Source organism: Kitasatospora sp. NPDC028055 (assembly GCF_040637885.1).
Taxonomy (GTDB): domain Bacteria; phylum Actinomycetota; class Actinomycetes; order Streptomycetales; family Streptomycetaceae; genus Kitasatospora.
Window position 1 is genome coordinate 775,343 of sequence record NZ_JBEZXE010000001.1, and the last position, 26,809, is coordinate 802,151.

At 73.0% G+C, this 26,809-nt stretch carries 23 protein-coding genes and 2 pseudogenes; 7 read left to right on the plus strand and 18 right to left on the minus strand.

The genetic code is table 11. The features are described 5' to 3' along the window. Positions 1-60 precede the first annotated feature (60 nt). The 10 genes and pseudogenes from AB0F71_RS03765 to AB0F71_RS03810 form a co-directional block, all read right to left on the minus strand. Positions 61-1,464, minus strand: a complete 1,404-nt coding sequence (locus AB0F71_RS03765; protein WP_360227537.1) for a protein kinase — start codon at positions 1,462-1,464, stop codon at positions 61-63. Positions 1,465-1,782: 318 nt separating this feature from the next. Then, positions 1,783-2,397, minus strand: coding sequence for a bacterial proteasome activator family protein (locus AB0F71_RS03770; RefSeq protein ID WP_360227540.1), 615 nt, complete (start codon positions 2,395-2,397; stop codon positions 1,783-1,785). A 302-nt stretch (positions 2,398-2,699) separates the two neighbouring features. Then, positions 2,700-3,524 carry a hypothetical protein gene (locus AB0F71_RS03775; protein WP_360227543.1) on the minus strand — a complete coding sequence of 275 codons (825 nt, stop codon included), beginning with the start codon at positions 3,522-3,524 and terminating at the stop codon, positions 2,700-2,702. A 166-nt stretch (positions 3,525-3,690) separates the two neighbouring features. Further along, the gene (locus AB0F71_RS03780; RefSeq protein WP_360227546.1) at positions 3,691-4,668 is read right to left on the minus strand and encodes an NAD(P)H-quinone oxidoreductase; all 978 of its coding nucleotides are present in this window, start codon (positions 4,666-4,668) and stop codon (positions 3,691-3,693) included. Between the two features lie 36 nt (positions 4,669-4,704). Continuing rightward, positions 4,705-5,706 (minus strand): NAD-binding protein, encoded by a 1,002-nt coding sequence (locus AB0F71_RS03785; RefSeq protein ID WP_360227728.1) that lies wholly within the window; start codon positions 5,704-5,706, stop codon positions 4,705-4,707. Positions 5,707-5,759: 53 nt separating this feature from the next. Further along, positions 5,760-6,914 (minus strand): molybdopterin molybdotransferase MoeA, encoded by a 1,155-nt coding sequence (locus AB0F71_RS03790; protein WP_360227731.1) that lies wholly within the window; start codon positions 6,912-6,914, stop codon positions 5,760-5,762. Positions 6,915-6,964: 50 nt separating this feature from the next. Beyond that, positions 6,965-7,246: pseudogene (locus tag AB0F71_RS03795) on the minus strand (DUF6457 domain-containing protein); the annotation flags it as partial. Positions 7,247-7,359: 113 nt separating this feature from the next. Continuing rightward, positions 7,360-8,020 (minus strand): annotated as a pseudogene (locus AB0F71_RS03800) (molybdenum cofactor guanylyltransferase); the annotation flags it as partial. Then, positions 7,950-9,017 carry an MBL fold metallo-hydrolase gene (locus AB0F71_RS03805; RefSeq protein ID WP_360227549.1) on the minus strand — a complete coding sequence of 356 codons (1,068 nt, stop codon included), beginning with the start codon at positions 9,015-9,017 and terminating at the stop codon, positions 7,950-7,952. The pseudogene AB0F71_RS03800 and the gene AB0F71_RS03805, both read right to left, overlap by 71 nt. Before the next feature lie 110 nt (positions 9,018-9,127). Further along, entirely contained in the window at positions 9,128-9,775 is a 648-nt protein-coding gene (locus AB0F71_RS03810) for an NAD(P)H-dependent oxidoreductase (protein WP_360227552.1), read from the minus strand. Positions 9,776-9,881: 106 nt separating this feature from the next. Here AB0F71_RS03810 and AB0F71_RS03815 point away from each other — a divergent pair, with 106 nt between their 5' ends. Beyond that, positions 9,882-10,301 (plus strand): helix-turn-helix domain-containing protein, encoded by a 420-nt coding sequence (locus tag AB0F71_RS03815; RefSeq protein WP_360227554.1) that lies wholly within the window; start codon positions 9,882-9,884, stop codon positions 10,299-10,301. A gap of 118 nt (positions 10,302-10,419) precedes the next feature. Here the strand turns inward: AB0F71_RS03815 and AB0F71_RS03820 are convergent, their stop codons facing one another. Then, positions 10,420-11,187: a polyprenol monophosphomannose synthase gene (locus tag AB0F71_RS03820; protein ID WP_360227557.1), complete on the minus strand. Its 768-nt coding sequence runs from the start codon at positions 11,185-11,187 to the stop codon at positions 10,420-10,422. A gap of 339 nt (positions 11,188-11,526) precedes the next feature. Here AB0F71_RS03820 and manA point away from each other — a divergent pair, with 339 nt between their 5' ends. Together manA and AB0F71_RS03830 are read left to right on the plus strand one after the other, a co-directional pair. Further along, the gene (manA, locus tag AB0F71_RS03825; protein ID WP_360227560.1) at positions 11,527-12,735 is read left to right on the plus strand and encodes a mannose-6-phosphate isomerase, class I; all 1,209 of its coding nucleotides are present in this window, start codon (positions 11,527-11,529) and stop codon (positions 12,733-12,735) included. 161 nt (positions 12,736-12,896) lie between these two features. Next, a complete protein-coding gene (locus AB0F71_RS03830; protein WP_360227563.1) occupies positions 12,897-14,105 on the plus strand; it encodes a GNAT family N-acetyltransferase in 1,209 nt (402 codons plus the stop codon). Between the two features lie 60 nt (positions 14,106-14,165). Here the strand turns inward: AB0F71_RS03830 and dnaB are convergent, their stop codons facing one another. After that, the gene (gene dnaB / locus AB0F71_RS03835) at positions 14,166-15,662 is read right to left on the minus strand and encodes a replicative DNA helicase (protein ID WP_360227734.1); all 1,497 of its coding nucleotides are present in this window, start codon (positions 15,660-15,662) and stop codon (positions 14,166-14,168) included. 583 nt (positions 15,663-16,245) lie between these two features. Between dnaB and AB0F71_RS03840 the strand changes: the two genes are divergently transcribed. Further along, complete coding sequence (locus AB0F71_RS03840) at positions 16,246-17,595, plus strand: MATE family efflux transporter (protein WP_360227566.1); 1,350 nt, start codon at positions 16,246-16,248, stop codon at positions 17,593-17,595. 69 nt (positions 17,596-17,664) lie between these two features. On the opposite strand, the gene rplI is transcribed toward AB0F71_RS03840, so the two are convergent. The 4 genes from rplI to rpsF form a co-directional block, all read right to left on the minus strand. Then, positions 17,665-18,111, minus strand: coding sequence for a 50S ribosomal protein L9 (rplI, locus tag AB0F71_RS03845; RefSeq protein WP_360227569.1), 447 nt, complete (start codon positions 18,109-18,111; stop codon positions 17,665-17,667). A gap of 17 nt (positions 18,112-18,128) precedes the next feature. Next, the gene (gene rpsR, locus AB0F71_RS03850) at positions 18,129-18,365 is read right to left on the minus strand and encodes a 30S ribosomal protein S18 (RefSeq protein ID WP_030059640.1); all 237 of its coding nucleotides are present in this window, start codon (positions 18,363-18,365) and stop codon (positions 18,129-18,131) included. A 79-nt stretch (positions 18,366-18,444) separates the two neighbouring features. Beyond that, positions 18,445-19,050: a single-stranded DNA-binding protein gene (locus AB0F71_RS03855; protein ID WP_360227572.1), complete on the minus strand. Its 606-nt coding sequence runs from the start codon at positions 19,048-19,050 to the stop codon at positions 18,445-18,447. Between the two features lie 96 nt (positions 19,051-19,146). After that, a complete protein-coding gene (gene rpsF, locus AB0F71_RS03860; RefSeq protein WP_188298654.1) occupies positions 19,147-19,437 on the minus strand; it encodes a 30S ribosomal protein S6 in 291 nt (96 codons plus the stop codon). A gap of 318 nt (positions 19,438-19,755) precedes the next feature. Between rpsF and AB0F71_RS03865 the strand changes: the two genes are divergently transcribed. From AB0F71_RS03865 to AB0F71_RS03875, 3 genes are all read left to right on the plus strand, one after another. Then, complete coding sequence (locus tag AB0F71_RS03865; protein ID WP_030059643.1) at positions 19,756-20,055, plus strand: hypothetical protein; 300 nt, start codon at positions 19,756-19,758, stop codon at positions 20,053-20,055. 168 nt (positions 20,056-20,223) lie between these two features. Continuing rightward, complete coding sequence (locus tag AB0F71_RS03870) at positions 20,224-21,342, plus strand: peptidoglycan bridge formation glycyltransferase FemA/FemB family protein (RefSeq protein WP_350506554.1); 1,119 nt, start codon at positions 20,224-20,226, stop codon at positions 21,340-21,342. 13 nt (positions 21,343-21,355) lie between these two features. Next, positions 21,356-22,390, plus strand: a complete 1,035-nt coding sequence (locus AB0F71_RS03875) for an alanine racemase (protein ID WP_360227577.1) — start codon at positions 21,356-21,358, stop codon at positions 22,388-22,390. 22 nt (positions 22,391-22,412) lie between these two features. Here AB0F71_RS03875 and AB0F71_RS03880 read toward each other — a convergent pair whose 3' ends face one another. Both AB0F71_RS03880 and AB0F71_RS03885 read right to left on the minus strand, forming a co-directional pair. Next, positions 22,413-23,999, minus strand: coding sequence for a glycosyltransferase 87 family protein (locus tag AB0F71_RS03880; protein ID WP_360227580.1), 1,587 nt, complete (start codon positions 23,997-23,999; stop codon positions 22,413-22,415). 174 nt (positions 24,000-24,173) lie between these two features. Then, a complete protein-coding gene (locus tag AB0F71_RS03885) occupies positions 24,174-26,636 on the minus strand; it encodes a transglycosylase domain-containing protein (RefSeq protein ID WP_360227583.1) in 2,463 nt (820 codons plus the stop codon). Between the last annotated feature and the right edge of the window lie 173 nt (positions 26,637-26,809).

Below are 26,809 nucleotides of genomic sequence, written 5' to 3' on the forward strand. Positions count from 1 at the left end.
ATCCCCGAACGCTACCGCTTCCGGCGCGCAGCCGTGACACGCGCGGAGGAGCGGGAAACGTCAGAGCAGACCGCCCCGGTCGGCCTGCGGGTCCACCACCACGACCGCGGCCGGGCGCTCGGAGTGGAACTTGCCGTTGGTGTTGTTCTGCGCCTTGTTGACCACGATCGCGATGATGATGCCGGCCAGCACCAGCACACCGACGATGATCGCGATCACCACGAAGGCCGTGGAGCAGCCGCCGCTGCTGGGCTTCGGCTGCTGGTACGGCGGCATCGGCTGCGGGCCCGGGGTGTGCATCGGCCGCTGGAAGGGCTGCGGCGTGTGCGGGGCCTGCGGGACCGGGGTCTGGTACGCGGGCGGCGGGGTCCGGTACTGCGGCTGGGCCTGCGGGCCGCCCTGCTGGAGGTACTGCGGGTGCGGCGTCTGGTACGCGGGCGGCGGGGTCTGGTACTGCGGCGGCTGCTGCTGGGGGAACGGGTGCGGGGTCTGCGGCGCCTGCGGGGTGGCGTGCACCGAGCGCGGCCCCTCCTTGATCACCAGCGGGGAGCTGGCCTGCAGCGCGTGCCCGGCGCCGCCGCCCTTCAACTCGGCGATCAGCCGCTCCGCCTCGTCCCGCATCGCGGCCGCGCTCTGGAACCGGTGCGCCGGGTCCTTGCGCAGCGCCTGCGCCACGAAGGCGTCCACCACCGGGGTGATCGACCGGTTGAGGCTGGAGGCCGCCGGCGGCTCCTCCTGGACGTGCTTGTAGGCGATCGAGAAGGCCGAGTCGCCGTCGAAGACCAGCTGGCCGGTGAGCATCTCGAAGAGCATCACGCCGACCGAGTACAGGTCGGAGCGGGCGTCCACCGGCTTGCCGAGGGCCTGCTCGGGCGACAGGTACTGCGGGGTGCCGACCACCATGCCGGTCTGGGTCATCGACGTGACCCCGGACTCCAGCGCCCGGGCGATGCCGAAGTCCATGACCTTGACGTTGCCCTTGCGGTCGAACATGACGTTGCCGGGCTTGATGTCGCGGTGCACCAGGCCCATGTCGTGCGAGGCCTCCAGCGCGTTCAGCACGCCGACGATGACCTTCAGGGCCTCGTCGGCCGGCATCGCGCCGTACTGGGCGACCGCCTCGTTGATCGCCTCGCGCAGGCCCTTGCCGTCGATCAGCTGCATGACGATGTACGGCGTGCTGGAGCCGTCCGGGGCGACGTCCTCGCCGCTGTCGTACACCGTGACGATGTTCGGGTGCTCCAGCCGGGCCACCGCCTGGGCCTCACGGCGGAACCGCTCCTTGAACGAGTCGTCCCGGCCCAGCTCGCTGTGCATGCTCTTCAACGCGACCTGCCGGTCCAGCACGCTGTCGTACGCGAGGTGCACGGAGGCCATGCCGCCCTCGCCCAGCAGCCGCTGCAGCACATAGCGGCCGTTGCCCAGGGAGAAGCCCTCGGCCGCCGCGTTGCCGTGCTCGCTCATGGTCCTCTGCTCCCCCTCGGCGCGGTGGTCCTGCCGCAACCGGTGACGTTCGGTCTCGTCCGTGCGTGGTGGCCCGGCCCGCTGGCCCGGCGAACCCCTGTCGCGGCGGCTCCACCGGCCTGCGACAGGGGTCAGGGTATCGGCTCCCGCCGACGGTGATCGGCCCAGGGCCGGTCCCGCCCCCGGACCGTCGGCGCCCGGTCCCCGCGCCCCGGCCCGGGGCGGACCGTCACGGTACGTCCGGCCCCGGACCGGCCCCGGACCGTACCCACGGGCTCACGGGTACGGTCCTGCGGGGTCGGGCCCACAGGTACGGGCCTACAGGTACGGACCGGAGCGGATGCCGCGGCCCTGGCCCGGCTCCTCCTCGTCCGGCTCGCCGCCGTGCAGGCCGGGCGGCAGCGCGCGCCGCATCTGCTCCAGCTGCGCCCGCGCGGCCATCTGCTGCGCGAACAGGGCGGTCTGGATGCCGTGGAACAGGCCCTCCAGCCACCCCACCAGCTGGGCCTGGGCGATCCGCAGCTCGGCCTCGGTCGGGATGGTGTCGTCGGTGAACGGCAGCGAGAGCCGCTCCAGCTCGGCGACCAGCTCCGGGGCCAGCCCGAGCTCCAGCTCCTTGATCGAGCTGGCGTGGATGTCCTTCAACCGGACCCGGCTGGCCTCGTCGAGGGGCGCCGCCCGGACCTCCTCCAGCAGCTGCTTGATCATGCTGCCGATGCGCATGACCTTGGCGGGCTGCTCGACCATCTCGGTCACCGGGAGCTCCCGCGGCATCTCCGAGTCCTCGTGCCCCTCGATCGGCGCCCCGGCGAACCCCTGTCCCACGGGCAGCCCGTCCGGTCCGACGATCAGCACCTTCTGGCCGTCCTGCGACTGCCCGCCGGCGGCCCGGAAGGGCTCCTGCGACGAGCGCTCGTTCATCGGATTCGTCATGAACAACATTCTCTCTCACTGGGGTTGGTCGGGCGGAAGCCCCCGTGCGTCCCGCCGTCCTGCGCCACCCCGTCACGACGGTACGCCCCCGCGGCCCGGCCGGGAATCCGTACGGATACTCAGTTCCCGCCCTGACCCGACCGTCCGCGCCCGCGCGTGCGCCGTCCCGCGCGCCGCCCGGTCGCACACAGCACCTCCCCGACCACCCCGCGAAACCCACCCCTCACCGCGGGCCCGTCCCCCGCGAACCCGCACCGAACCTCCACGCCACCGGCCCGCCCCCGGGCCTTGGCACCACCCCCTCAACCCTTCCGCAGGCGCAGGCCCACCAGCCCCAGGCCGCAGCCGATCAGCCCCAGGCCCACGCCCAGCGGCAGCTGGAGGGTGGAGGGGTCCTGCCAGCGGGCGGGGAGGACCCCGCTGGCCGCCGTGGCCGTCAGCGGCTGGGCGGCCGTCGTGACGGTGTCCTGGTCGACGGCCGGGTCCTGGGCGTCCTGGGTGTCCGGGGCCGGGTCCGGCCGGTCGGCCTGGGCGCCCTGGTCCGGGGCCTGCGCGGGCGGCTGCTCGGGGGGCTGCTCGACGGCCTGGTCCGGGGCCTGCGCGGCAGCCTGGTCCGGCGCCTGGTCCGGCACCTGCCCGACGGCCTGGTCGGGCCGCTCCAGGACGGCGGCCGGGTGGTGGCGGTGCGCCCTGAGCTCGGCGAGGTCGGGGCGCGACCGGTCGGGCACCCCGTACTGCGGCGGTGCGGCCTTCGGCGAGGACCAGCCCTGGTCCGCCCCGTCCGCCTGGGCGGACAGATCCACCTGATCCAGCTGATCCGACTGGTCCAGCTGATCCGACTGGTCCGACTGGTCCGACTGATCGGGCTGCGCCGCCCGCTGCGCCTTGCCGCCCGGCACCGGAGCGTCCGCCCGCGCGTCCGCCGGTGCCGAGGCACCCGGCGCGGGGGCCGCCACCGCGCCGGTCGCGGCGGCCAGCGGGAGCGTCAGCCCCAGCACGGCCGCCGCGACCAGCCGCCGGGCCCGACCGGTCGGACGGGCTCGGCGAGGACGACGGGCACAGCGGTCAAAACAGTGGTGGAGCGCGGCGGGCAGCGGCCCGAGGACGGCGTGCGGGGGTGCGGCCACGGTCGGAGTCCTTCCGACGGCCGACCACGCCCGGAGGCGGGTTCGGCAGCGGGACAGCTCCGCACCAGATTCACACAGTCCGACAATCGCGGCATTTCGGACAGCCTGGCAGCCCCGCCCCACCGCCCCGGCACCCCGCCTCCACGGCGCCCCGCCGCCCCCGTGCTCAGACCGTCAGCACGACCTTCCCGACCTGCTCCCCCGCCTCCAGCACCCGGTGCGCCTCGCCGACCTCCGTCAGCGGCAGCACCCGGTCCACCACCGGCTTCACCACCCCGGACTCCACCAGCGGCCACACGTGCTCCCGCACCGCCGCCACGATCGCCGCCTTCTCGGCCAGCGGCCGCCCGCGCAGGTTGGTGGCGATCACCGCCGCCCGCTTGCGCAGCAGCGCGTTGAGGTCGAGTTCGCCCTTCACCCCGCCCTGCAGCCCGATGATCACCAGCCGCCCGTTGACGGCCAGCGCGTCCACGTTCCGCTGCAGGTACTTGGCGCCCATGATGTCCAGGATCACGTCCGCCCCGGCCCCGTCGGTGGCCTCCCGGAGCGCCTCGACGAAGTCCTGCTCGCGGTAGTCGATCGCGATGTCCGCGCCCAGCTCGGTGCACCGGGCCAGCTTCGCCGCGCTGCCGGCCGTCACCGCGACCCGGGCGCCGACCGCCTTGGCCAGCTGGATCGCCATCGTCCCGATCCCGCTCGCGCCGCCGTGCAGCAGCACCGTCTCGCCCGGCCGCAGGTGCGCGGTGAGGAAGACGTTGGACCACACGGTGCAGGCCACCTCCGGCAGGGCCGCGGCCTGCTCCGGGCTCAGCCCCTTCGGCAGCGGCAGCAGCTGCCCGCTCGGCACCGCGACCCGCTGGGCGTAGCCTCCGCCGGCCAGCAGCGCGCACACCTCGTCGCCGACGGCCCAGCCGGCCACGCCCGGGCCGAGCGCGACGATCCGCCCGGCGCACTCCAGCCCGGGGTAGGGGGAGGCGCCGGGCGGCGGGTTGTAGAAGCCCTGCCGCTGGAGCAGGTCGGCGCGGTTGACGGCGGTGGCCGCCACCTCGACCAGGACCTCGCCCTCGCCGGGCACCGGGTCGGGGACCTCGGCCCACACCAGTGCCTCGGGGCCGCCGGGTACGGGAATCGTCATCGCATGCATGCCCCGAACCTACTGCGGCGCACGGCGCTCCGGGGCTCAGGCCCCGCCCTGCGCGGCCGACTTGATGACGATCACCCGGTCGGTGAGCTGCAGCACCGCGGCCTCCGGCTCGGTGTAGTTGAGCACCCGCCGGCCCCGCACCACCGCGACCACCAGCTCCTCGCTCTCGCGCGGGCTGTGTCCCGCCTCGGCCCGGGTGACCGGACGCTCGACCACGTCCAGCCCGTTCCCGTACGTCAGCAGGTCCTCCATCACCGCCCCGGCGTGCGGGCTGAGCATGGACAGCCCGAGCAGCCGCCCGGCCGAACTGGAGCTGGTGACCACCACGTCGGCGCCGCTCTGCCGCAGCAGGGGTGCGTTCTCGTCCTCCCGGACGGCCGCGACCACGGTGGCGCCCTTGTTCAGCTGCCGCGCCGTCAGGGTGATCAGCACCGCCGTGTCGTCCCGTTCCGGGGCGACCACGATCCGGGCCGCGGCGGGGACGGCGGCCCGCACCAGGGTGTCGGTCCGGGTCGCGTCGCCGACCACCCCGACCAGGCCGTGCTGCGAGGCGTGCTCGATCACCTTGCGCTGGGGGTCGACGACGACGATCTCCTCGGCCTTCACCCCCTGCCCGAGCAGGGTGTCGACGGCGCTGCGCCCCTTCGTCCCGAAGCCGATGACGACGGTGTGCTCGCGCACGGTGGACCTCCAGCGGTTCAACCGCCATTGCAGGCGGGTCCGTTCGGTGAGCACCTCCAGCGTGGTGCCGACCAGGATGATCAGGAACACCACGCGCAGCGGGGTGATCACGAAGATGTTGGTGAGCCGCGCGCCGTCGCTGTACGGGGTGATGTCGCCGTAGCCGGTGGTGGAGAGCGTCACGGTGGCGTAGTACGCCGCGTCCAGGAAGCTGAGTTCGCCGCCCGCGTTGTCGTGGTAGCCGGCCCGGTCCAGGTAGACGATCACCGAGGTGGCGACCAGCACGGCCAGCGCGAGCAGCAGCCGCGAGCCGACCTGCCGGAGGGCGGGCGCGGTACGGCGCGCGGGCAGCACGATCCCGGCGTCCGCCCACGGTTCCGTCCCCGGCGCCGAGATCCGCCGCAGCCTGCTCACGGGGCCTCCACCAGCTCGACGGTCTCCCCCGCGGCCGCGCCGCCGGGCGGGACGACGGCCAGGGCCTCGGCCCGGGCCAGGCCCCGCAGCATCGCGGGCCCGTCGAAGGCGAGCGGCACCACGCCCCCGGCGGTGCGCCGCACCGGTTGCAGCCGGGTGTCCACCGGGTGCCCGGGCAGCAGGACGGCCGCCGGGGCGAGCGCGGGCGCGGCGGCGGCCCGGCCGGCGCGGGCGTGCAGCAGCGGCAGCGCCAGGGTGACCATGCCGGCCGTGGCGGCGAGCGGGTTGCCCGGCAGGCCCACCAGGTGGCGCCCGCCGGTGAGTTCGGCCAGCAGCATGGGGTGTCCGGGCCGGACGGCCACGCCGTCCACCAGCAGTCGGGCGCCGGCCTCGGCGAGCGCCCGGTGCAGGAAGTCCACCGGACCGGCGGCCGTCCCGCCGGTGGTGACCACGACGTCGGCGGTGGAGTGCCGCAGGGCGTCCCGCAACAGCCCGAAGTCGTCCCGGACGCAACGGACTTCGGCCACCTCGGCGCCGGCCGCCCGCAGCCAGGGCGGCAGCAGCGGCCCGAGCGCGTCCCGGACCAGTCCCGGCCCGGGGATCCCGGTGTCGAGCAACTCGTCACCGAGCACCAGCAGTTGGACCACCGGACGGCGGCGCACGGCGAGCCGGTCGTGGCCGCAGGCGGCGGCCAGGCCGAGCACGGCCGGCCCGATCACCGTCCCCGCCGGCAGCAACTCCTCGCCCCGGCGGCACTCCTGGCCGCGCGGGCGGACGTCCTGGCCGGTGGTCAGCTGCTGGGGGCCGCTGTCGCGCAGCAGCGTGCCCTCCGCCCGGCCGTGTTCGCGCCGCAGTACGGCGGTGGCGCCGGGCGGCAGTTGGGCGCCGGTGGCGATCTCGACGGCGTTGCCGTCGGCCAGCGGCGCCACCTCGGTGCGGCCGGCCAGCACCCGGCCGGTGACCCGCCAGGGCCCCGGCCCGGCGACCGCCCAGCCGTCCATCGCGGAGGTGTCGAAGGCGGGCAGGTCGGTGAGCGCGCCGAGCGGTTCGGCGAGGACGTGCCCGAGCGCCTCGGCCAGCGGCAGCCCGATCACCGGCAGCGGCCGCAGTCCGGCCCGGCGCGCGGCCTCCCGGGCACGCGACCAGCTCAGCACGCCGGGGCCGGTGGCGGGAACGGTCACGGTGGTCCGTCCGACCTCGCTCACGGCTCCCCCGGGCCGTCGGCCGGGCTCCACCGCTCGGCGAGCGCCGCGGTCCGCCGGGACGCCTCGGCCACGGCCTGCGCCCCGCCGCCCTGCTGCGCGGCCGCGTAGCCGATCAGGAAGGCGGTCAGCGGCGCCGCGGGCCGGGCCACCCCGTGGGCGACCACCCGGGCCAGGTCGAGCAGTCCCCGGACGTCCACGTCCAGGTCGATGCCCAGGTCGGCCTTGACCTCGGCGATCCAGTCTTCCAGCGTGCGCTCCATGCGCCCATGCTGCCCGATCGGTGGTTTCCCCGAGGTGTTCGCCCCGTGTGCGGCGCGCGTCGCTTCCCGCACCACCGGCGGCCCGGCCGGGTGAGGCCCGCCCACCGCCCGGCCCCAGGTCAGGACTTCTCCCGCTCCCGGGCCCGTTCCAGGTCCTCCCAGGTGTCGCAGTCGTACGCGACGTTGTCGGTGTCGGCGACCCGCAGCCCGCTCAGCCCGCCGACCAGGCGGCGCAGCGGCTGCCCGGCCGGGTCGCCGAGCGCGGTGAGCGCGGCGCGCAGCGGGGCGGTGCGGTAGGCGGCGGCGAGCGGCTGGTCGCGGCCGCCCGCGTCGACCAGCACGGCGGCGTCCACGTGCGGTCCGGCCCGGTCGAGGGCGGCGACCAGCCGGTCCACCGTACGGCGGTCCAGGAAGGGCAGGTCGGCGGCGAGCAGCAGCACGGTGTCCGCGGTGACCAGGTCGAGCCCGGCCGCGACGGCGGCGACCGGCCCGCCGCCGGGCGGCTGCTCCCTGGTCCAGCGGACGCCCGGGTCCGCGGTGGGCCGGGCGGGGCCGACCACCACGGTGGTCCGGGCGCCGGTGCAGGCGGCGAGCACCCGGTCCAGCAGGGTGGTCTCGCCGACGGTCAGGCCTGGTTTGTCGACGCCGCCCAGCCTCCGGGCCGCGCCGCCCGCCGGAACGATCACGTCGTACGGCGTCGTCATGCGGCCAGTATCCCGCCCTACCGGCCGTCCCCGTCCCGGTCCGTCCCGGCCTCTCCCTCGGTCCCGGCCGTCTTGCCCTCGCCCTCACCCTCGGCCTCGGCCCCGGCCTCGGCCTCGGCCGTCCCGTCGTCGCCCTCACCCTCACCCTCGGCCTCGGCCCCGGTCTCCGCCCCGGCCGCCGAAGCGGCGGCGGACCGGGCGGTGTTGGCGGCCGCCCCCAGGTCCAGGAAGGCCGGCAGGGTCAGCTCCCCGTACCGCTCGTTCATCGCCGTGACCAGCGCCTCCGGGTCGTCCGGGTGCTCGGCGAGCAGCCGGTCGAAGTCCCGGAGGTACTCCCCGGTGAAGGCGAGCACCCGGGCCGCGTCGTCGCCCTGCTCGGGGGCGCGGTGCCCGGCGATCACCCGGTCCACGCCGAGGTCGGCGATCCGGCCGAGGTTGTGGCCCCAGGTGGTGCGCTGGGCCGGGGTGGTGTCGGCGGTCCACACATGGGTGCCGTTGCAGACGAAGTCCCCGGCGATCACGGTCCGGATGCTCGGCACGTGGACGACGGTGGACTCCCCACAGTCGGCCTGGCCGAGCAGCAGCACCGGAATGACCTGGCGGTCGAGCATCAGCGGCTGCGGCAGCAGCGGGGCGGGCACCAGCGGGTGGTCCGGGATGTCGTCGCCGTAGACCGGCTTCCACTGGGCGACCTTGGCCGCGACGGTGCGCCGGATGCCCTCGACCACGGCCGGGGCGGCCAGCAGCTGGGCGTCCGGGAAGAGCCTCAGCACCTCCTCGGCCCCGAAGTAGTGGTCCGGGTGCTGGTGGGTGACCACGATGGCGAGCAGCCGGCGGCCCTTGCCCGCGACCCATTCGGCCAGTTCGCGCCCGGCGCTGCGGGTGAGCTGGGCGTCGACGAGGATCGCGGTGTGCTCGCCGAGGATCAGCGTGGAGGTGGCGAAGAAGGCCGACTCGGGCCCGGTGAAGACCGCGACCTCCAGCGGCCGGGCGGTCCGCTCGGTGTCGTCGGGGAGTCCGGCCGCGACGGGCTCGGCGTCCACCCGTTCCGCGCCGGCGCTCTCCTCGGGCGGGGACGACGTCACGGGCTGCTCCCTCTGGTCGGCGGTCGGACTTCCTGCGCCCTACAGCATGGGAGTACCGGCGGCCGATTGCGCGGAAGGCGCGCCCGGCGGGGCGCGCCGTCCGGCGCACGTCACACCGCGGCCCGGGCGGCGAGCTCCTTGCCCCGGGTGGCGGCCAGTTCCAGGGCCCTGGCCTTGGACTCGGCGGCCGCCGGGACGAACTCGGCCAGCGCCGGGACGTTCGGCGCCATGGTGAACTCCGGGACGATGAAGTCGACCTCCAGCCCGAGCCCGCCGGCCAGCACCTTCTCCAGGTAGGTGGTGACGAACTCGAACGGCTCGCGCGGGGCGCCCGGGCCGTACGAGCCGCCGCGGGAGGCGACCACGGTGACGGGGGTGCCCTTGGCGGAGGGCTGCTCGCCGGCGGTGCGGCCCATCAGGATCACCTGGTCCAGCCAGGCCTTGAGGGTCGACGGGATCGTGAAGTTGTACATCGGGGCGCCGATCAGCACCGCGTCGGCGGTCTCCAGCTCGACCATCAGCCGCTCGCGCAGCGCGAAGGCGGCGGCCTGCTCGGCGGTGCGCGCCTCGGCCGGGAGGTATCCGGCGGTGATGCCGGCGGCGTCCAGGTGCGGCAGCGGGTCGGCGGCGAGGTCGTGGTGGACCACCGTGCCACCGGGGTGCTCGGCCTCCCAGGCGGCCCGGAAGGCGGCCGTGACCTCGCGGGAGACGGAGCCGTCGGTGAGCGCCGAGGAGTCGATGTGCAGAAGCGTGGGCATGCCGGTCCTCCAGAGAATAAGTAGCTGCCTTTTCCCTCGCAGCTGTAAGTACAGTAGCAGCTTACTTTTCTATAGTCACTAGTGGCGAGTCGAGTACGCTGGATCCATGGCGGAGCCCGAGGTAGTGACCGACGCAGTACCGACCGGGGTCGACGCGTGCGCCGCCCCTGCCGGCCGCGGCGACCGCGGCGGCTGCGCCAACGTCGACCTGGCCCTCCACCGGGTGTTCACCCTGCTCGGCAAGCGCTGGACCGGCATGCTGCTGGGCGTGCTCACCAACGGCGGCCCGGCCTACTTCTCCGAGCTGCGCCGCGCCGTCCCGGGCATCAGCGAACGGATGCTCTCCGACCGGCTGACCGAACTGACCGAGGCCGGGCTGGTGGTCCGCGAGGTCGACCCCGGCCCGCCGCTGCGGGTCAGCTACCGGCTCACCGAGGGCGGCGTCGCCCTGAAACCGGCCCTCAACGAACTGGCCGTCTGGGCCGACCGCTACCTGCCGGAGAGCGCCCTCCGGGGCGGCTGCTGACCGCCCCCCGCCCCCCGCTCACCGGCGGGCCACCGGCCACCGGCCCGCCCCCGGGTACGACGAAGGGTCCGTCCGCCGTATCCCGGCAGACGGACCCTTCACACGATCAGGGGGCGGCTCAGCCCTTCGCGGCACCGCCGCGCGCCCGGGACACCCGGTCGGCGACACCCCAGGAGGTCACCCGCCAGAGCGCCTCGGCCACGATGCCGCGGCTCATCTTGGAGGCGCCGAGCTCGCGCTCGACGAAGGTGATCGGCACCTCGGCGACCTTGAAGCCGGCCTTCACCGTGCGCCAGGCCAGGTCGACCTGGAAGCAGTAGCCGGCCGAGGCCACCTCGTCCATGCCCAGGCCCAGCAGGGTCTCCTTGCGGAAGGCCCGGTAGCCGCCGGTGACGTCCCGGATCGGCACGCCCAGCATCAGCCGCGAGTAGGTCGAGCCGCCGCGGGAGAGCAGCAGGCGTGACTTCGGCCAGTTCACCACCCGGCCGCCCGGCACCCAGCGCGAGCCGAGCACCAGGTCGGCGCCGCGCAGCGCGCTCAGCAGCCGGTCCAGCTCCTCGGGCTGGTGCGAGCCGTCCGCGTCCATCTCGACCAGGACGTCGTAGCCGTTGTCGATGCCCCAGCGGAAGCCCGCGAGGTAGGCGGCGCCCAGGCCCTCCTTGCCCTTGCGGTGCATGACGTGGACGTTGCTGTCCTCGGCGGCCAGCTTGTCGGCCAGCTCACCGGTGCCGTCGGGGCTGTTGTCGTCGGCGACCAGCACATGGGCCTCGGGCACCGCAGCACGGACCCGGCCGACGATCCGCTCGACGTTCTCCGCCTCGTTGTAGGTCGGGATGATCACCAGGACCCTGCCGAGATCAGCAAAACTCTGCTGGTTCACGGTCACGTACAAACCTCTCGGCCGATGGCGGGGAGTGTCAGAACACCGTCGCCCGCACTCTGGAACGCGGCCCCGCCGACAGCCCGCCGACGGGATGACCACGGTGGAGAATGCTGCGGGGGGCGGATAATACTGCGTCCTGGCATTCTACTACCGCGCCCGGGAACCACCGCTCGGACCACGGCAGTCCCACCTGATACCCGCCGTTTCCCCGCGGGCGACCCAGGTCAGCTAGGGTCGATGCCCTTGCCCGGGCCCGGACCGCCCGCACCGCCGGGCCCGCACCGCCGACCCGACCCGGGACGTCCGGGGCAGCCCCGTCAGCGAAGGAGTAGGACCGCGCGCATGGACAGGCTCGTCAACACCGTCCGCCCGTACGCCTGGGGGTCGCTCACGGCCCTGCCCGAGCTGCTCGGCCAGGAGCCGACCGGAGAACCGCAGGCCGAGCTGTGGATGGGCGCCCACCCCGGCGACCCGTCCCGGGCCGACCGCGGCGAGGGCCCGCGCCGGCTGGACGAGCTGATCGCGGCCGACCCGGAGGGCGAGCTCGGCGCGGCGAGCGTGGCCCGGTTCGGGCCAAGCCTGCCGTTCCTGTTCAAGGTGCTCGCCGCCGGCATCCCGCTGTCCATCCAGGCCCACCCCACGACGGAGCAGGCCCGGGCCGGATTCGCCGCCGAGAACGCCCTCGGCATCGCGCCGGACGCCCCCGAGCGGAGCTACCGCGACGACAACCACAAGCCCGAAATGGTGTGCGCGCTGGGCGAGTTCGAGGGTCTGTGCGGCTTCCGCCGGCCCGCCGAGGCGGCCGCGCTGATGGCCGCGCTCGGGGTGCCCGGGCTGGACCCGCTGATCGCACTGCTGGCGGTCGGCGAGGACGGCGGCGCCGAGGCCGAGGCCGAGGCGCTGCGCCGCACCCTGGCCACCCTGCTCACCATGGACGACGAGACCGCCGGGCGGACCGTCCGGGAGACCGTCGCCGCGCTGGCCGGCACCGACCCGGACGGCCCGCACGCCCCGTACGCCCGGATCGCCAAGGACTTCCCGGACGACCGCGGCGTGATCGCCGGCCTGCTGCTCAACCACGTCCGGCTGCGGGCCGGCGAGGCGCTCTACCTGGGCGCCGGGGTGCCGCACGCCTATCTGTCCGGCGTCTGCGTGGAGCTCCAGGCCAACTCGGACAACGTGCTGCGGGCCGGGCTCACCCCCAAGCACATCGACGTCCCGGAACTGTTGAAGGTCGTGCTCTTTGAACCCGGTGCCCCCGAGGTGGTGCACCCCGTCCCGGTCGAGGGCACCCCCGGCGAGCAGCTCTACCCCGTCCCGATCGACGAGTTCCGGCTGTCCCGCTTCCAACTGGACGGCGTGCGGCGGGAGATCGACGGCCGCACCCCGCAGATCCTGCTCTGCACCGAGGGTGCCGTCCGGCTCACCGCCGCCGACGGCGCCGTGCTGGACCTCTCCCGCGGCCAGTCCGCCTTCCTGCCCGCCACCGGCGCCCCGACCCGGCTCTCCGGCACCGGCGCCACCCTCTTCCGGGCCACCGTCACCGTCTGATCCACCGCCGCACCTGCCCCTCCCCCGCACCGCGTTCGCACCGGCTTCGCACCGGCTCGGCCACGGCCGGTCGAAATTCGTTTGCTCCGCCCGCCGGTCACGGCTGGACTGTCCGGCGGCCCACGAAGCGCGGGCCGTACCCAGGGGAGAGCACAGCAACGATGGAAATCCGTTCCACGACCGAGAAGGACCTCGACGTCTTCGTCGACACCGTCCACGCCGCGTTCGGCCGCTTCCCGGAGACCCCGGCCGAGGACGGCGGCGGGCTCTGGTGGTCGGCGATCGAACCGGAGCGCTGCCTGCTCGCGGAGACCGCCGAGGGGCGTCCGGTCGGCACCGCCGGCGCGTACTCCTTCGAGCTCACCCTGCCCGGCGGGGCGCTCACCCCGGTCTCCGGGGTGAGCTTCGTCGGCGTCCTGCCCACCCACCGCCGCCGGGGCGTGCTGACCGCGATGATGCGGCGCCAACTCGCCGACCTGCGGGCCCGCGGGGAGTTCCTCTCCGTGCTGCTGGCCTCCGAGGCCTCGATCTACGGCCGGTTCGGCTACGGCCCGGCGACGTACACCGGGCGGCTCACGGTGCCGCGCCACCGGGCCGTCCTCGCCGCCCCGAGGGCCGGCGGCACGGACACCGGCTCGGTCGAGGTGCTGCGGCGCGCCGACTGCCGGGACCTCCTGGAGGAGCTCTACGACCGCTACCGCCGTGCCCGGCCCGGCGCGCTCTCCCGGCCGCACCGCTGGTGGGCCCTGAACGCCGGGCAGCCCCCGGTCTCCGCGGCGCCGCGCTACATCGCCCTCCACCGGGACGCCGACGGCACCCCGGACGGCTACGCCAGCTACTCGCTGGACGGGGGCACCCTGATGGTGGACGAGACCATCGCCGTCGACGACGCCGTCACCTCGGCCCTGTCCCGGGTCCTGCTCGGGCACGACCTGGTCGACCAGGTCGTCTTCAAGCACTTCACCGCCGAGCACCCGCTGCGCTGGCAGCTCGCGGACTTCGGCGCCGCCCAGGTGGGCAACAGCACCGAGTGGCTCTGGGTCCGGCTGCTGGACGTCCCCCGGGCGCTGACCGCGCGCGGCTGGTCCGCCGACGGCGAGCTCGTCCTCGATGTGGACGACCCGTTCCTCGGCGAGCGCGCCCGCCACCTGCTGACCGTCCGGGGCGGCGAGGCCACCTGCGTCCCGACCGACCGGGAGCCCGACCTCTCGCTGGACGTGCGGGACCTGGGCGCGGTCTACCTCGGCGGCACTCCGGTGAGCACGCTGGTGCGGGCCGGGCACGTCCGGGCCCACCGACCGGAGGCGGCCGCCCTGGCCGACGCCCTGTTCCGCACCGAGCGCCCGCCGCACTGCCTGTCCTGGTTCTGACCGGTCGCCCCCGCCCGCCCCGAATCCGGTTCCGCACCGGGAGCGGGCCGGGGGCCGGGGTCAGTCCCGGGTCATGTCGACGAAGCGCGAGTAGTGGCCCTGGAAGGCGACGGTGATGGTCGCGGTCGGACCGTTACGGTGCTTGGCGACGATCAGGTCGGCCTCGCCCGCGCGCGGGGACTCCTTCTCGTAGGCGTCCTCGCGGTGCAGCAGGATGACCATGTCGGCGTCCTGCTCGATCGAGCCGGACTCGCGCAGGTCGGAGACCATCGGCCGCTTGTCGGTGCGCTGCTCGGGACCACGGTTCAGCTGGGACAGCGCGATGACCGGCACTTCCAGCTCCTTGGCCAGCAGCTTGAGGTTACGGGACATGTCCGAGACCTCCTGCTGACGGTTCTCGGCCCGGCGGGAGCCGCCGGACTGCATCAGCTGGAGGTAGTCGATGACGATCAGCTTGATGTCGTTGCGCTGCTTGAGCCGGCGGCACTTGGCCCGGATCTCCATCATCGACAGGTTCGGCGAGTCGTCGATGAACAGCGGCGCCTCGCTGACGTCCGGCATCCGGCGGGCGACCCGCGTCCAGTCGTCGTCCGTCATGTTCCCGGAGCGCATGTGGTGCAGCGCGACCCTGGCCTCGGCGGAGAGCAGGCGCATGGCGATCTCGTTGCGGCCCATTTCGAGCGAGAAGATCACGCTCGGCAGCTTGTGGTGGATCGAACAGGCCCGGGCGAAGTCCAGCGCCAGGGTGGACTTGCCCATCGCGGGGCGGGCCGCGATGACGATCATCTGGCCGGGGTGCAGCCCGTTGGTGAGCGCGTCGAAGTCGGCGAAGCCGGTCGGCACGCCGGACATCTGGCCGTTGCGGGAGCCGATCGCCTCGATCTCGTCGAGGGCGCCCTCCATGATGTCGGCCAGCGGCGCGTAGTCCTCGTTGGTGCGCTGCTCGGTGACGGCGTAGATCTCCGCCTGGGCGGCGTTGACGATCTCGTCCACGTCGCCCTCGGCGGCGTAGCCCATGCCGGCGATCCGGGTGCCGGCCTCGACCAGCCGACGCAGCACCCCGCGCTCGGCGACGATCTGGGCGTAGTACTCGGCGTTGGCCGCGGTCGGGACGGAGTTGACCAGGGTGTGCAGGTAGGCGGCGCCGCCCACCCGCTGCAGCTCGCCGCGCTTGGTGAGCTCACCGGCCACGGTGATCGGGTCGGCCGGCTCGCCGCGGGCGTACAGGTCGAGGATCGCGCCGTGCACCATCTCGTGCGCGGGCCGGTAGTAGTCGGCCGGCTTGAGCACCTCGACCACGTCGGCGATGGCGTCCTTGGAGAGCAGCATGCCGCCCAGCACGGACTGCTCGGCCGCGAGGTCCTGCGGGGGGACGCGTTCGAAGCCGTCGACGCCGCCGCGGCCCTCGTCGTCCCGGCGGTCGTCCCGGCCGCCGCCGCCCTTGCCGTTCTTGCCGCCCCTGCCGTTGAAGTCGCCGCCCTTGCGGAAGCCCTCGCCCCGGTTGCCGCCCTGGCCGCCGCCGCCACCCTGGCCGCCGCGGTTGCGGGAGACCGGCAGCCGGTCGCCGGGACCGTCCGGGAAGGGGGCGTCGTCGAAGGCGCCGGCCGGAAAGGGGTCCTCGGCGGGCTGCCAGTCCTCCTCCGGCGGCGGGGCGTCGTGGTCGTCGTACTGGGGGCCGGTCACGCGTGTTCCCCGATCAGCGAGTGGTGCGAAGTTGGAGCGGGCCTTGCCGGTGGCTGGGTGGAGCGAGCGGAGCCGCTCCTCTTTGTACGCCACGGCACCGACAAATCGGACGCCGGGGCCGGTGGGAGTATCGGGTGGAGGGCCCACGCTAAGGCGCCGGACGCCCTTGCGCCAAGGCGGTTATCCACAGGGGGTGTGGACGACTGGCTCCGGGCTGTGGAGAACTGCCGCAAAGCTGTGGACACCCCTGTGGAAGCTCCTGTGGATAACCGGACGATCGATCCGTCGTCAACCTGCTGACCTGCGATTACCTCGTTCGGGACCTGTGCATGAGAAATTCTTCACACACCGCCGAACGGCAGTGGGCGCGGACCGGCCGGAGCGCGCCGCCCACAGGTTCGAGTAACGACCGACTTGGCCATTGGCCTCTTACCTGTGGATGAGTACCCTGGAGCGCATGAGCACCGCCCCCGCCGAGCCCTCCAGACGCACCCGCGACGCACGCGGCCACGACCGCGAGATCCTCGCCCTGGCGGTGCCCGCCTTCGGCGCCCTGGTCGCCGAACCGCTGTTCCTGATGGCCGACTCCGCGATCGTCGGCCACCTCGGCACCCCCCAGCTCGCCGGGGTCGGCGTCGCCTCCGCCGCCCTCACCACGGCCACCGGGGTGTTCGTCTTCCTCGCCTACGCCACCACCGCCGCGGTGGCTCGCCGGATCGGCGCCGGGGACCGCCGGGGCGCCGTCCAGCAGGGCGTCGACGGGCTCTGGCTCGCCGTCGGCCTGGCCGTCCCGGTGGTCCTGCTCACCCTGCTGCTGGCTCCCCGGGCGGCCGAACTGCTGGGCGCCTCGCCGACCGCGGCGCCGTACGCCGTGACGTACCTGCGGATCAGCTCCCTGGGCATCCCGGCGATGCTGCTGGTGCTGGCCGCCACCGGCGTGCTGCGCGGCCTCCAGGACACCCGTACGCCGCTGCTGGTGGCCGTCGGCGGCTTCACCGCCAACATCGGGCTGAACGCCGGCCTGGTGTACGGCGCCGGGCTCGGGGTGGCCGGCTCGGCCTGGGGCACCGTGCTGGCCCAGACCGGGATGGCCGCGGTCTACCTGGTCGTGGTGGTCCGCGGCGCCCGCCGGGAGCGGGCCTCGCTGCGGCCGGACGCGGCGGGCATCCGGGCCGGGGCCAGGGCGGGCGGGCCGCTGCTGGTCCGCACGGTCAGCCTGCGCGCGGTGCTGATGATCGCCACCGCGGTGGCCGCCCGGCTGGGCGACGACCAGGTCGCCGCGCACCAGATCGCCATGACGCTGTTCAGCTTCCTGGCCTTCGCGCTGGACGCCATCGCGATCGCCGGCCAGGCCATCATCGGCCGCTACCTGGGCGCCTCGGACGTCCCGGGCGCCCGCGCGGCCACCCGGCGGATGGTCGAGTGGGGCCTGGGCTCCGGGGTGGTGCTGGGCCTGCTGGTGGTGCTCGCCCGCCCGCTGTACGTCCCGCTGTTCACCCCCGACCCGGTGGTCCAGGGGCAGCTGCACACGGCCCTGCTGCTGCTCGCGCTCAGCCAGCCGGTGGCGGGCCTGGTCTTCGTGCTGGACGGCGTGCTGATGGGCGCCGGGGACGGCCCCTACCTGGCCCGGGCGGCGCTCGCCACCCTGGCGGTGTTCACCCCGGCCGCGTTCCTGGTGCCGGCCACCGGCACCGGACTGGCCGGGCTGTGGTGGGCGATGAACCTGTTCATGCTGGTCCGCGCGGTCTTCCTGGTGGCTCGCGCCCGCGGCGGCCGCTGGCTGGTCACCGGAGCCGTGCGCGGCTGAGGGGGCCCGGGAACGACCGAGGGCCGGACTCCCCGGGGGGAGTCCGGCCCTCAGCCGGTGCTACGGAACTCAGGCAGCCACGACGGCGACGTCGAGGTTGGCCACGACGTCCGAGTGCAGCTTGACCGAGACCTTGTGGGTGCCCACGGTCTTGATCGGCGAGGCGATCGCGACGGCGCGCTTGTCCACGGCCGGGCCGCCGGCGGCCTTGATGGCCTCGACGACGTCGGCCTGGGTCACCGAGCCGAACAGACGGCCGGCGTCACCCGAGCGAACGGCCAGCTTGACCTGGACGCCCTCGAGCTTGCCCTTGACCTCGTTGGCCGCGTCCAGGGTCTGGATCGCGTGGATCTTGCGGGCGCGACGGATCGCGTCGACGTCCTTCTGGCCGCCCTTGGTCCAGCGGATGGCGAAGCCACGCGGGACCAGGAAGTTGCGGGCGTAGCCGTCCTTGACCTCGACGACCTCGCCGGCGGAGCCGAGACCCGGAACCTCGTGCGTGAGGATGATCTTCATTACTCGGTCACCCTCTCTTAGCGCGCGGTGCTGGTGTAGGGCAGCAGCGCCATCTCACGGCTGTTCTTCACGGCCGTGGCGACGTCACGCTGGTGCTGGGTGCAGTTGCCGGTGACACGGCGGGCACGGATCTTTCCGCGGTCGGAGATGTACTTCCGCAGCAGGTTCGTGTCCTTGTAGTCAACGTAGTTGACCTTGTCCTTGCAGAAGACGCAAACCTTCTTCTTCGGCTTGCGAGCAGGCGGCTTCGCCATGGTGTGCTCCATTTGGGGTTCACGGCCCGACCGGCGTCCGGGGACGCCTGCGGCCGGGCCGCACGAAATCTGTCAGCTCTTAGAACGGGGGCTCTTCCGAGTAGCCGCCACCGGACGGGGCGCCGCCCCAGCCGCCGCCCTGGTTTCCACCGGACGGGGCGCTGGACGCCCACGGGTCGTCGGAGGGGCCGGACTGGCCGCCGCCGGAGTTTCCACCCCAGCTGCCGCCGCCCTGCTGGCCGCCACCGTTGCCACCGCCCCAGCTACCGCCCTGGCCGCCGCCCTGCTGGCCGCCGAAGCCGCCGCCGGGACCGCCGGACCGGTTGGCCCGGGTGACCTTCGCGGTCGCCGAGCGCAGGCTCGGACCCACCTCGTCGACCTCGACCTCGAAGACCGTCCGCTTCTCGCCTTCCTTGGTCTCGTAAGACCGCTGGCGCAGTCGGCCCTGCACGATGACGCGCATGCCGCGCTGCAGCGACTCGGCCACGTTCTCCGCCGGCTGCCGCCAGACGTTGCACGTGAGGAAGAGGCTCTCGCCGTCCTTCCACTCGTTCGTCTGACGGTCGAAGGTGCGGGGGGTGGACGCGATGCGGAACTTCGCGACCGCCGCACCCGACGGGGTGAAGCGCAGCTCGGGGTCGTCGACGAGATTGCCGACGAGGGTGATGACGGTCTCGCCTGCCATGGTGGTGATGACCTCTCGGGAAGATGTCCGTTCACCGCTGTTTCACGTGAAACAGCGGACGCGAGCTACCCGAGACCCGAAGGCCTCAGAGGTGGCTCAGTGGGTGTCCGGGCGCAGGACCTTGGTCCGCAGAACCGACTCGCTCAGGCCCAGCTGGCGGTCGAGCTCCTTGACGACCTCAGGCGTGGCCTTGAGGTCGATGACCGAGTAGATGCCCTCGGACTGCTTGTTGATCTCGTAAGCCAGACGGCGACGACCCCAGGTGTCGACCTTCTCCACCTTGCCGCCGGCGTTGCGGACGACGGCCAGGAAGGACTCGATCAGGGGGGAGACAGCGCGCTCCTCGACCGACGGGTCGAGGATGACCATCAGCTCGTAGTGACGCATGAGTAACCCACCTCCTTTGGACTCAGCGGCCACGGTCTCTCCGTGGCAGGAGGGTTGTGCGTAGCGTCGGCACCGGTGCGGTGACGACTCCGGCCCACGGTAGCGGCCGGGTCGGACAATCGGGCCCCGTACACCCGCCAGGGGTGTCACCCGGAAGAGGGCGCAAGGGGGCACAACTACACCAGTGCAGACGGCACAGCCTACCTGCACCCGGACGGCCGAACAAAACGCACAGGGGTTGTGAGACGGACGAGGCCGCCGCAATCTGGACGGAACGGGATTCCTGCCCGTTCGTCTCCACGCCAGGAGGTGGGACTCATGGCCCAGTCCGTCCACCGCATGCCCGCCCTCACGCTGAACACCGACGGCCACCCGCACCCCCGCGAGAACACCCTGGTGGCCCTGACGGCCGTGCTGGGCGTGATCGCCTTCACCACCTCGTTCTTCTACAACCTGCACCTGCTGACCTCGTGGACCGGCCTGGCCGGGATCGTCACCGGCCTGTGGGGCATGTTCGTCTCGGTCACCACCGCCGAGCGCTTCGTCCTGATGATCACGCTCGGCGCCTCCGCGATCGGCTTCTACCTCGGCATCGCCCGCGGCGGCCTGTGGGGCTGAACACCCGGCTCCAGGAACCCTCGGCGCCCCCGTCGCGTATCTGCATCAGACAGGTACCCGCCGGGGGCGCCGTCGTGCCCGCAGCGCCGGGCGGCCGGGCCCCGGACGATAGGGTCGAGCCCGAGAACCTGGGGCCACCGCAGCCCGACCGACGAGGAGCACCGAGCAATGAGCCTGCGCCTGAGGACGATCACCCGCGAGGAGCACCTCGCCTTCATCAGGAGCCGTGCCTCGGCCAGCCACATGCAGGTGCCGTCCTGGGGCGACGTGAAGGCCGAGTGGCGCTCGGAGTCGATCGGCTGGTTCGACGACGCCAACCAGCTGGTCGGCGCGGGCCTGGTGCTCTACCGCCAGCTGCCCAAGGTCAAGCGCTACCTCGCCTACCTGCCCGAGGGCCCGGTCATCGACTGGTTCGACCGGGACCTCGACCGCTGGCTCTCCCCGATGCTCGCCCACCTCAAGTCACAGGGCGCGTTCTCGGTGAAGATGGGCCCGCCGATCGTCATCCGCCGCTGGAACGCCCCCACCATCAAGGAGGCCATCGCCGCCAAGCAGGCCAAGCGCCTGCGCGACGTCGAGGCCGACTGGTACGAGGCCCGCGCCTTCGAGGTGGCCGACCGGCTGCGCAAGGCCGGCTGGCTGCAGGGCGAGGACGGCGGCGCCGGCTTCGGCGACGTCCAGCCGCGCTACGTCTTCCAGGTGCCGCTGGCCAACCGCTCGCTGGACGACATCCACAAGAACTTCAACCAGCTCTGGCGCCGCAACATCAAGAAGGCCGAGAAGAGCGGCGTCGAGGTGTACCAGGGCGGCTACGACGAGCTGCCGATCTTCCACCAGCTCTACCTGGTCACCGCCGAGCGCGACAAGTTCACCCCGCGCCCGCTGTCCTACTTCCAGCGGATGTGGCAGGCCCTCACCGCCGAGGACCAGAACCGGATGCGGCTCTACATCGCCTACCACGAGGGCGAGCCGCTGGCCGCGACCACGATGCTGGTGGTCGGCGAGCACGTCTGGTACTCCTACGGCGCCTCGGCCAACCACAAGCGTGAGGTCAAGCCGTCCAACGCGATCCAGTGGCGGATGATGCGCGACGCCTACGCCCTCGGCGGCGGCGTGTACGACCTGCGCGGCATCAGCGACACCCTGGACGAGAACGACCACCTGTTCGGTCTGATCCAGTTCAAGGTCGGCACCGGTGGCCAGGCGGCCGAGTACCTCGGCGAGTGGGACTTCCCGCTCAACAAGCTGCTGCACAAGGCCCTCGACCTCTACATGTCCCGCCGCTGAGGAGGCTGCCCCGATGACGCTGTCGCTCTACCTCGACACCGAACGCTGGCGCGCCCACCAGCGCTCCGTCCTGGCCGAGTTCCCCGGCCTGGTGCCCGTCGCCAAGGGGAACGGCTACGGCCTGGGCAACCACCGGCTGGCCGAGGAGGCGACGCTGCTCGGCACCGGTGTGCTGGCCGTCGGCACCGCCTACGAGGCGGCCGACGCCGCCGAGTGGTACGGCGGCGAGCTGCTGGTGCTGACCCCCTACCGGGTCGGCGAGGAGGTGCTCCCGCTGCCGCACGCCCGGGTGATCCGCACGGTGGCCGGCGTGGACGCGCTGCGCTCGCTGCACGGCGCCCGGGTGGTGCTGGAGTGCATGACCACCATGCGCCGGCACGGCGTGAGCGCCGCCGACCTGCGCACCGTCGCCGCCGAGCTGGACGGCGTCTCCTTCGAGGGCCTCGCCCTGCACCTGCCGATGGACCGGCCGGACGGCTCCAGCCCGGTCGAGGAGGTCGTGTACTGGGTGGACACCGCGCTGGCGGCCGGCATCCCGGTGCACACCGTCTTCGTCAGCCACCTGGGCGCGGCCGGCATGGAGCAGCTGGCCCAGCGCTACCCGGGCACCGTGTTCCGGGCCCGGATCGGCACCCGGCTCTGGCTGGGCGACCACGGCGCGCTGGAGGTCCGGGCCACGGTCCTGGACGTCACCCCGCTCAAGAAGGGCGAGCGCTACGGCTACCGCCAGCACCCGGCGCCCACCGACGGCCACATCCTGGTGGTCGCCGGCGGCACCGCGCACGGCATCGGCCTGGAGGCCCCCAAGTACGTGGCCAGCATGGGCGCACGCGCCAAGGGCATCGCCCGGGCCGGTCTGGCGACGGTCAACAAGACCAAGTCGCCGTTCCACTGGGCGGGCAAGCAGCTCTGGTTCGCCGAGCCGCCGCACATGCAGGTCTCGCTGCTGTTCCTGGACGGGGAGACCGCGCCCCCCGCGATCGGCGAGGAGCTGGGCCTCCAGGTCCGGCACACCACCACCCACTTCGACCGGGTGGTGGACCGCTAGAAGGTGCGGCGGCCCCCGGGCGCTACCGCTGCTTCTCCTCGGCCGGCTCCGACAGCCGTGGCTCGTCCAGCCACTGCTCGAAGGAGCCGGCCGACGCGTGTCCGGCGTAGCTCCGCTCCTCCTCCAGCCGCCGGGCGGTGCCCAGCGCGAAGGCGTCCGGCGCGCCGTCCAGCACCCCGCCGGAGGGGTCGTCGGTGCCGTCCCAGCGGACCGGGTCGCGGTCCGGGTACAGGGCGTCCCGGACCACCAGCACGACCAGGTAGAGCGTGCCGAGCAGGTGCAGCGCGATCGCGAAGTGGTACCAGTTCTCGCCGATGCCGTGCTGCTTGGGCCCGGTGACGAAGCCCAGGTGGGACCAGATGCCCAGGGTGTACAGCACCTCGCAGGCCTGCCAGATCAGCAGGTCGCGCCAGCGCGGCCGGGCCAGCGCCGCGAGCGGCAGCAGCCAGAGCGCGTACTGCGGCGAGTACACCTTGTTGACCAGCACGAACAGCGCGACCACCAGGAAGGCCAGCTGCGCGAACCGCGGCCGGCGCGGCGCCGAGAGGCCGAGCCACGCTATGGCCGCGCAGCCCAGCACCATCAGCACGCCGATGTAGAGGTCGAGGTCGGCCAGCCCCACGCCGCGCTGCTGCATCAGGATCAGCCAGAACGAGCCGTAGTCCTCGCCGCGGTGCTTGCTGAACACGTAGAACGTCGACCAGCCCTGCCAGTTGGCCAGCATGATCGGCAGGTTGACCACCAGCCAGGCCCCCACCGCGCCGCCGAGCACCACCCGGAACTCGCGCCACTTGCCGGCCCGCCAGCAGAGCACCAGCAGCGGGCCGATCAGCAGCAGCGGGTAGAGCTTGGCCGCGGTGGCCAGGCCGATGAAGACCCCGGCCCAGCCCGGCCGGGAGCCGGCCCACCAGGCCATCGCCACGGCGGCCAGGGCGACCGCGAGCAGGTCCCAGTTGATCGTGCCGTTGAGCAGCAGGACCGGCGAGAGCGCGAACAGCATCGCGTCCCAGGGGCGGCGGCGGTGGGTGCGCGAGAGCGCGACCGCGGCGACCACCGCGCAGGCCATCAGCAGCCCGGCGTTGATCGCCCAGAACCACTGCTCCTGGGCCTGCTCGGTGCCGCCGTCGGGCGTCAGCCAGGCCGCGACCTGCATGAACAGGCCGGTCAGCACCGGGTACTCCAGGTACTGGAGGTCCCCCGTGGTGCCGGGGATGCGGTCCACGTACGGGTGCAGCCCGGCCGCGAAGCCGCGACCGGAGAACAGGTGCGGGACGTCGCTGTAGCAGGCGTGGATGTACTGCGGCGAGCCCGGCTGGAACCAGGCCTGGTCGTAGCAGGGCAGGTTGTGCACCATGCCGAGCGCGGAGACCACGATCACCACCAGGGCCAGCACCCGCACCGGGATCCACCAGGAGACGCCGAGCAGCGCCCGTCGGCCGGGCGGGCCGCCGAACACCTCGCTGCCGGCTGCCGCCACCCGGTCCTCGTCGGCCGGGACGACCACGGTGTTGGCCGGCGGCGCGGCCGTGGCGACGGCTGCCGGGGTGGTCCCTGCGGCGGCGCCGGGCCCGTCCGGGCCGCCGGTTTCGTCACGATCGCTCGACGTCATGCCGGACATCCTGCCGCACCGGATGCGCCGGGACGAGGAGGACCCCGCGATGGTCCGGCGGTGCGGGAGGGGCGCGCGCGGCGAATCGTGACGAAACGGCGGTGGCGGCCCTCCGAGGAGGACCGCCACCGCCGTTCTCGGCTTCTCACCGGTCGGACCGGTCGGACGGGGCTGCTACCCGGCCGCTCCGCCGCCGCCCTGCATGCCGCCGCCGGTGCTGGTCGGGGTCGGCTTGCCGCCGGTGCCGCCCCCGTTGCCACCTCCGGGGTTCCCGGTCGGCGTGGTCGGACAGTTGAAGATGCAGATGGTGCTCGACGGCTTCGGCGTGTGGGTGGTGGCGGTCGCCGTCGGGGTCGGCTGGCAGTCCACGCCCTGCACGCAGCCGCTGCTCTGGGTCGGCTGCGGGGGCTGCGGCTGGTTGGGCTGCTGGGTCGGCTGCTGGGTCTCCACCGTGGTCGGCGTGGAGCTCGCGCTCTGGGTGGGCGTCGCGCTGACCGTGGACGGCGCGCCGGAGGAGTCCACCTCGGTGCCGACCGGCTGCGGGGTCGGGAAGTCCATCTTCTTCTCGTTGGCCAGGGCGGCCTTCATGTACCGGGTGAAGATGTCGGTGGGGATGTCACCACCGTGGATGGACTCCTTGCCGCCGGTGCCGTTGAGGGACTCCCGGTCGTGCTTGCTCGGGTCCTCGCGCCACATCGCGACGCTGGTCACCAGCTGCGGGGTGTAGCCGACCCACCAGGCCGACCTGTTCTGGTCGGTGGTACCGGTCTTGCCGGCCACCGGGCGGCCCAGGCTGTTGGTCTTGGTACCGGTACCGTTCTTGGCCACGTTCACCAGCACGTCGGTGACGTTGTCCGCGACGGCCGGCTCCAGCGCCACCTTGACGTCCTTCTTGCCGAAGCCCGGACGCTCCTTGCCGTCCACCTCGACCTTGGTGACCGAGTAGGGCTCGGCCTCCTTGCCGCTGGCGGCCAGGGTGCCGTAGCCGGTGGCCATCCGGATCGGGCTGATGGTCGAGGTGCCGAGCGGGAAGGTCGCGGTCTTCGGGTCGGCCAGGCTCTCCCGCTTGATGCCCATCTGCACGGCCATGTCGGCCACGGCGGGGCCGCCGACGTCCTGGTTGAGCTGGACGAACGGCACGTTGTACGACCACTGCATGGCCTGCCGCAGCGAGACGTAGCCGCGCTTGCCGGCGTCCTCGTTCTTCTGCCGGTAGGGCTTGCCGTCGTCGCCGATCACCAGCGAGCCGTCCGGCTTGCGGATCTCGGACATGTCGTCGGCGAGGTAGCGGCTGTCGGCGTTGATCCGCTTCGGCTTGCCGTCCGTGTCCTTCGCGGTCTGCACACCGGTCTGCATCGCGGTGGCCAGCACGAAGGGCTTGAAGGTCGAGCCGACCTGGACACCGCCGGCGTTGGCGTTGTTGTCGAAGTGGCCGTTCTCCACGCCGTCGCCGCCGTAGATGGCGACCATCGCCCCGTCACCGGGCCTGATGCTGGCGGCGCCGAACTGGACGAAGGTGTCGTTGTTGGGCCGCTTCTGCGGGTCGAGGTTCTCGCCCTTGACGTCGTCGACGGCCTTCTTGAGGGCGTCGACCTTGTCCTTCTCGAAGGTGGTGTAGATCTTCAGGCCGCCCTTGTCGATCATCTGCTGGGTGACCGACTTGTCGGTGGCCATCACGTACTGGTTGGCGGTGTCGACCAGGTAGCTGATCTCACCGTTCATGTTGGAGCTGGGCTTCAACGCGATCGGCTCGGGGAAGGTGGTGCACTTCGCCCGCTCCTCCGCAGTGGCGTTGTGGGTGGTCACCATCCGGTCCAGGATCCACTTCCAGCGCTCCACCGCGCGTTCGTGGTTGGCCGGCTTGGAGGGGTCGTAGTAGTTGGCACCCTTCAACAGACCGGCCAGCATCGCGCTCTGGCAGAGGTTCAGGTCCTTGGCGTTGACCCCGTAGTACGCCTGCGCCGCGGCCTGGGCGCCGTTGGCGTTGCGACCGAACCAGCTGGTGTTGAGGTACCCCTTGAGGATGTCCTCCTTGGACTTCTGCCGGTTGATCTTGAGCGTGATGAAGAATTCCTTCACCTTGCGGTCGATGGTCTGTTCCTGGCTCAGGTAGGCGTTCTTGACGTACTGCTGGGTGATCGTCGAGGCGCCCTGGGTCTCGCCGCCCTTCGCCATGTTGTAGACGGCGCGCAGCATGCCCTTGGGGTCGATGCCGCTGTCGGTGCGGAAGGTCTCGTTCTCGGCCGAGATGACGGCGTTCTGCAGGTTGGGGCTGATGTCGCCGAGTTCGACGATCTGCCGGTTGGTGTCGCCCTTGCGGGTCATCTCCGAGCCGTCGGCCCAGTAGTAGATGGTGTTCTGGTTGTTCACCAGGGCCTTGAGGTCGGGGACCTCGGTGGTCTGGTAGAGGTAGAACACGCCGCCCACGCCCATGGCGAAGAACAGCAGGAAGACGCTGAACACCAGTTTCCAGGAGGGCAGCCAGCGCCGGAAGCCGGTCTTGCCGAACCGCGGGTAGTCGATGAAGCGCTTCTTGCCGGGGCCGGCCGCGGCAGCGGCGGAGGCGGCGGCGGCACCGCGCCGGCCACCGCCCTTGCCCTTCTTCTGGGCGGCCTTGCGCATCTCGGCACGGGTCATCCGGGGTTGCTGGGCGGTCTCCCGGACACCGGGCGGGCGTCGACGGCCGATCCCTTCCGAGCCCAGTTCGTCGGGACCGGGGCCGCCCCGACGGCCGCCGCCTCCCGGCGGCTGCTGCCCGTCACCGCCCGAATTGGGCGTCCTTCGCCGTCGCTCGCTCATGTTTCCAGCCG

Bases quoted from the DNA above. Each gene is read 5' to 3' on its own strand.
- AB0F71_RS03765 (WP_360227537.1), bottom strand. From the start codon at position 1,464: ATGAGCGAGCACGGCAACGCGGCGGCCGAGGGCTTCTCCCTGGGCAAC.
- AB0F71_RS03770 (WP_360227540.1), bottom strand. From the start codon at position 2,397: ATGACGAATCCGATGAACGAGCGCTCGTCGCAGGAGCCCTTCCGGGCC.
- AB0F71_RS03780 (WP_360227546.1), bottom strand. From the start codon at position 4,668: ATGCATGCGATGACGATTCCCGTACCCGGCGGCCCCGAGGCACTGGTG.
- AB0F71_RS03810 (WP_360227552.1), bottom strand. From the start codon at position 9,775: ATGCCCACGCTTCTGCACATCGACTCCTCGGCGCTCACCGACGGCTCC.
- AB0F71_RS03815 (WP_360227554.1), top strand. From the start codon at position 9,882: ATGGCGGAGCCCGAGGTAGTGACCGACGCAGTACCGACCGGGGTCGAC.
- manA (WP_360227560.1), top strand. From the start codon at position 11,527: ATGGACAGGCTCGTCAACACCGTCCGCCCGTACGCCTGGGGGTCGCTC.
- AB0F71_RS03830 (WP_360227563.1), top strand. From the start codon at position 12,897: ATGGAAATCCGTTCCACGACCGAGAAGGACCTCGACGTCTTCGTCGAC.
- AB0F71_RS03840 (WP_360227566.1), top strand. From the start codon at position 16,246: ATGAGCACCGCCCCCGCCGAGCCCTCCAGACGCACCCGCGACGCACGC.
- rplI (WP_360227569.1), bottom strand. From the start codon at position 18,111: ATGAAGATCATCCTCACGCACGAGGTTCCGGGTCTCGGCTCCGCCGGC.
- rpsR (WP_030059640.1), bottom strand. From the start codon at position 18,365: ATGGCGAAGCCGCCTGCTCGCAAGCCGAAGAAGAAGGTTTGCGTCTTC.
- AB0F71_RS03855 (WP_360227572.1), bottom strand. From the start codon at position 19,050: ATGGCAGGCGAGACCGTCATCACCCTCGTCGGCAATCTCGTCGACGAC.
- rpsF (WP_188298654.1), bottom strand. From the start codon at position 19,437: ATGCGTCACTACGAGCTGATGGTCATCCTCGACCCGTCGGTCGAGGAG.
- AB0F71_RS03865 (WP_030059643.1), top strand. From the start codon at position 19,756: ATGGCCCAGTCCGTCCACCGCATGCCCGCCCTCACGCTGAACACCGAC.
- AB0F71_RS03870 (WP_350506554.1), top strand. From the start codon at position 20,224: ATGAGCCTGCGCCTGAGGACGATCACCCGCGAGGAGCACCTCGCCTTC.
- AB0F71_RS03875 (WP_360227577.1), top strand. From the start codon at position 21,356: ATGACGCTGTCGCTCTACCTCGACACCGAACGCTGGCGCGCCCACCAG.
- AB0F71_RS03880 (WP_360227580.1), bottom strand. From the start codon at position 23,999: ATGACGTCGAGCGATCGTGACGAAACCGGCGGCCCGGACGGGCCCGGC.
- AB0F71_RS03885 (WP_360227583.1), bottom strand. From the start codon at position 26,636: ATGACCCGTGCCGAGATGCGCAAGGCCGCCCAGAAGAAGGGCAAGGGC.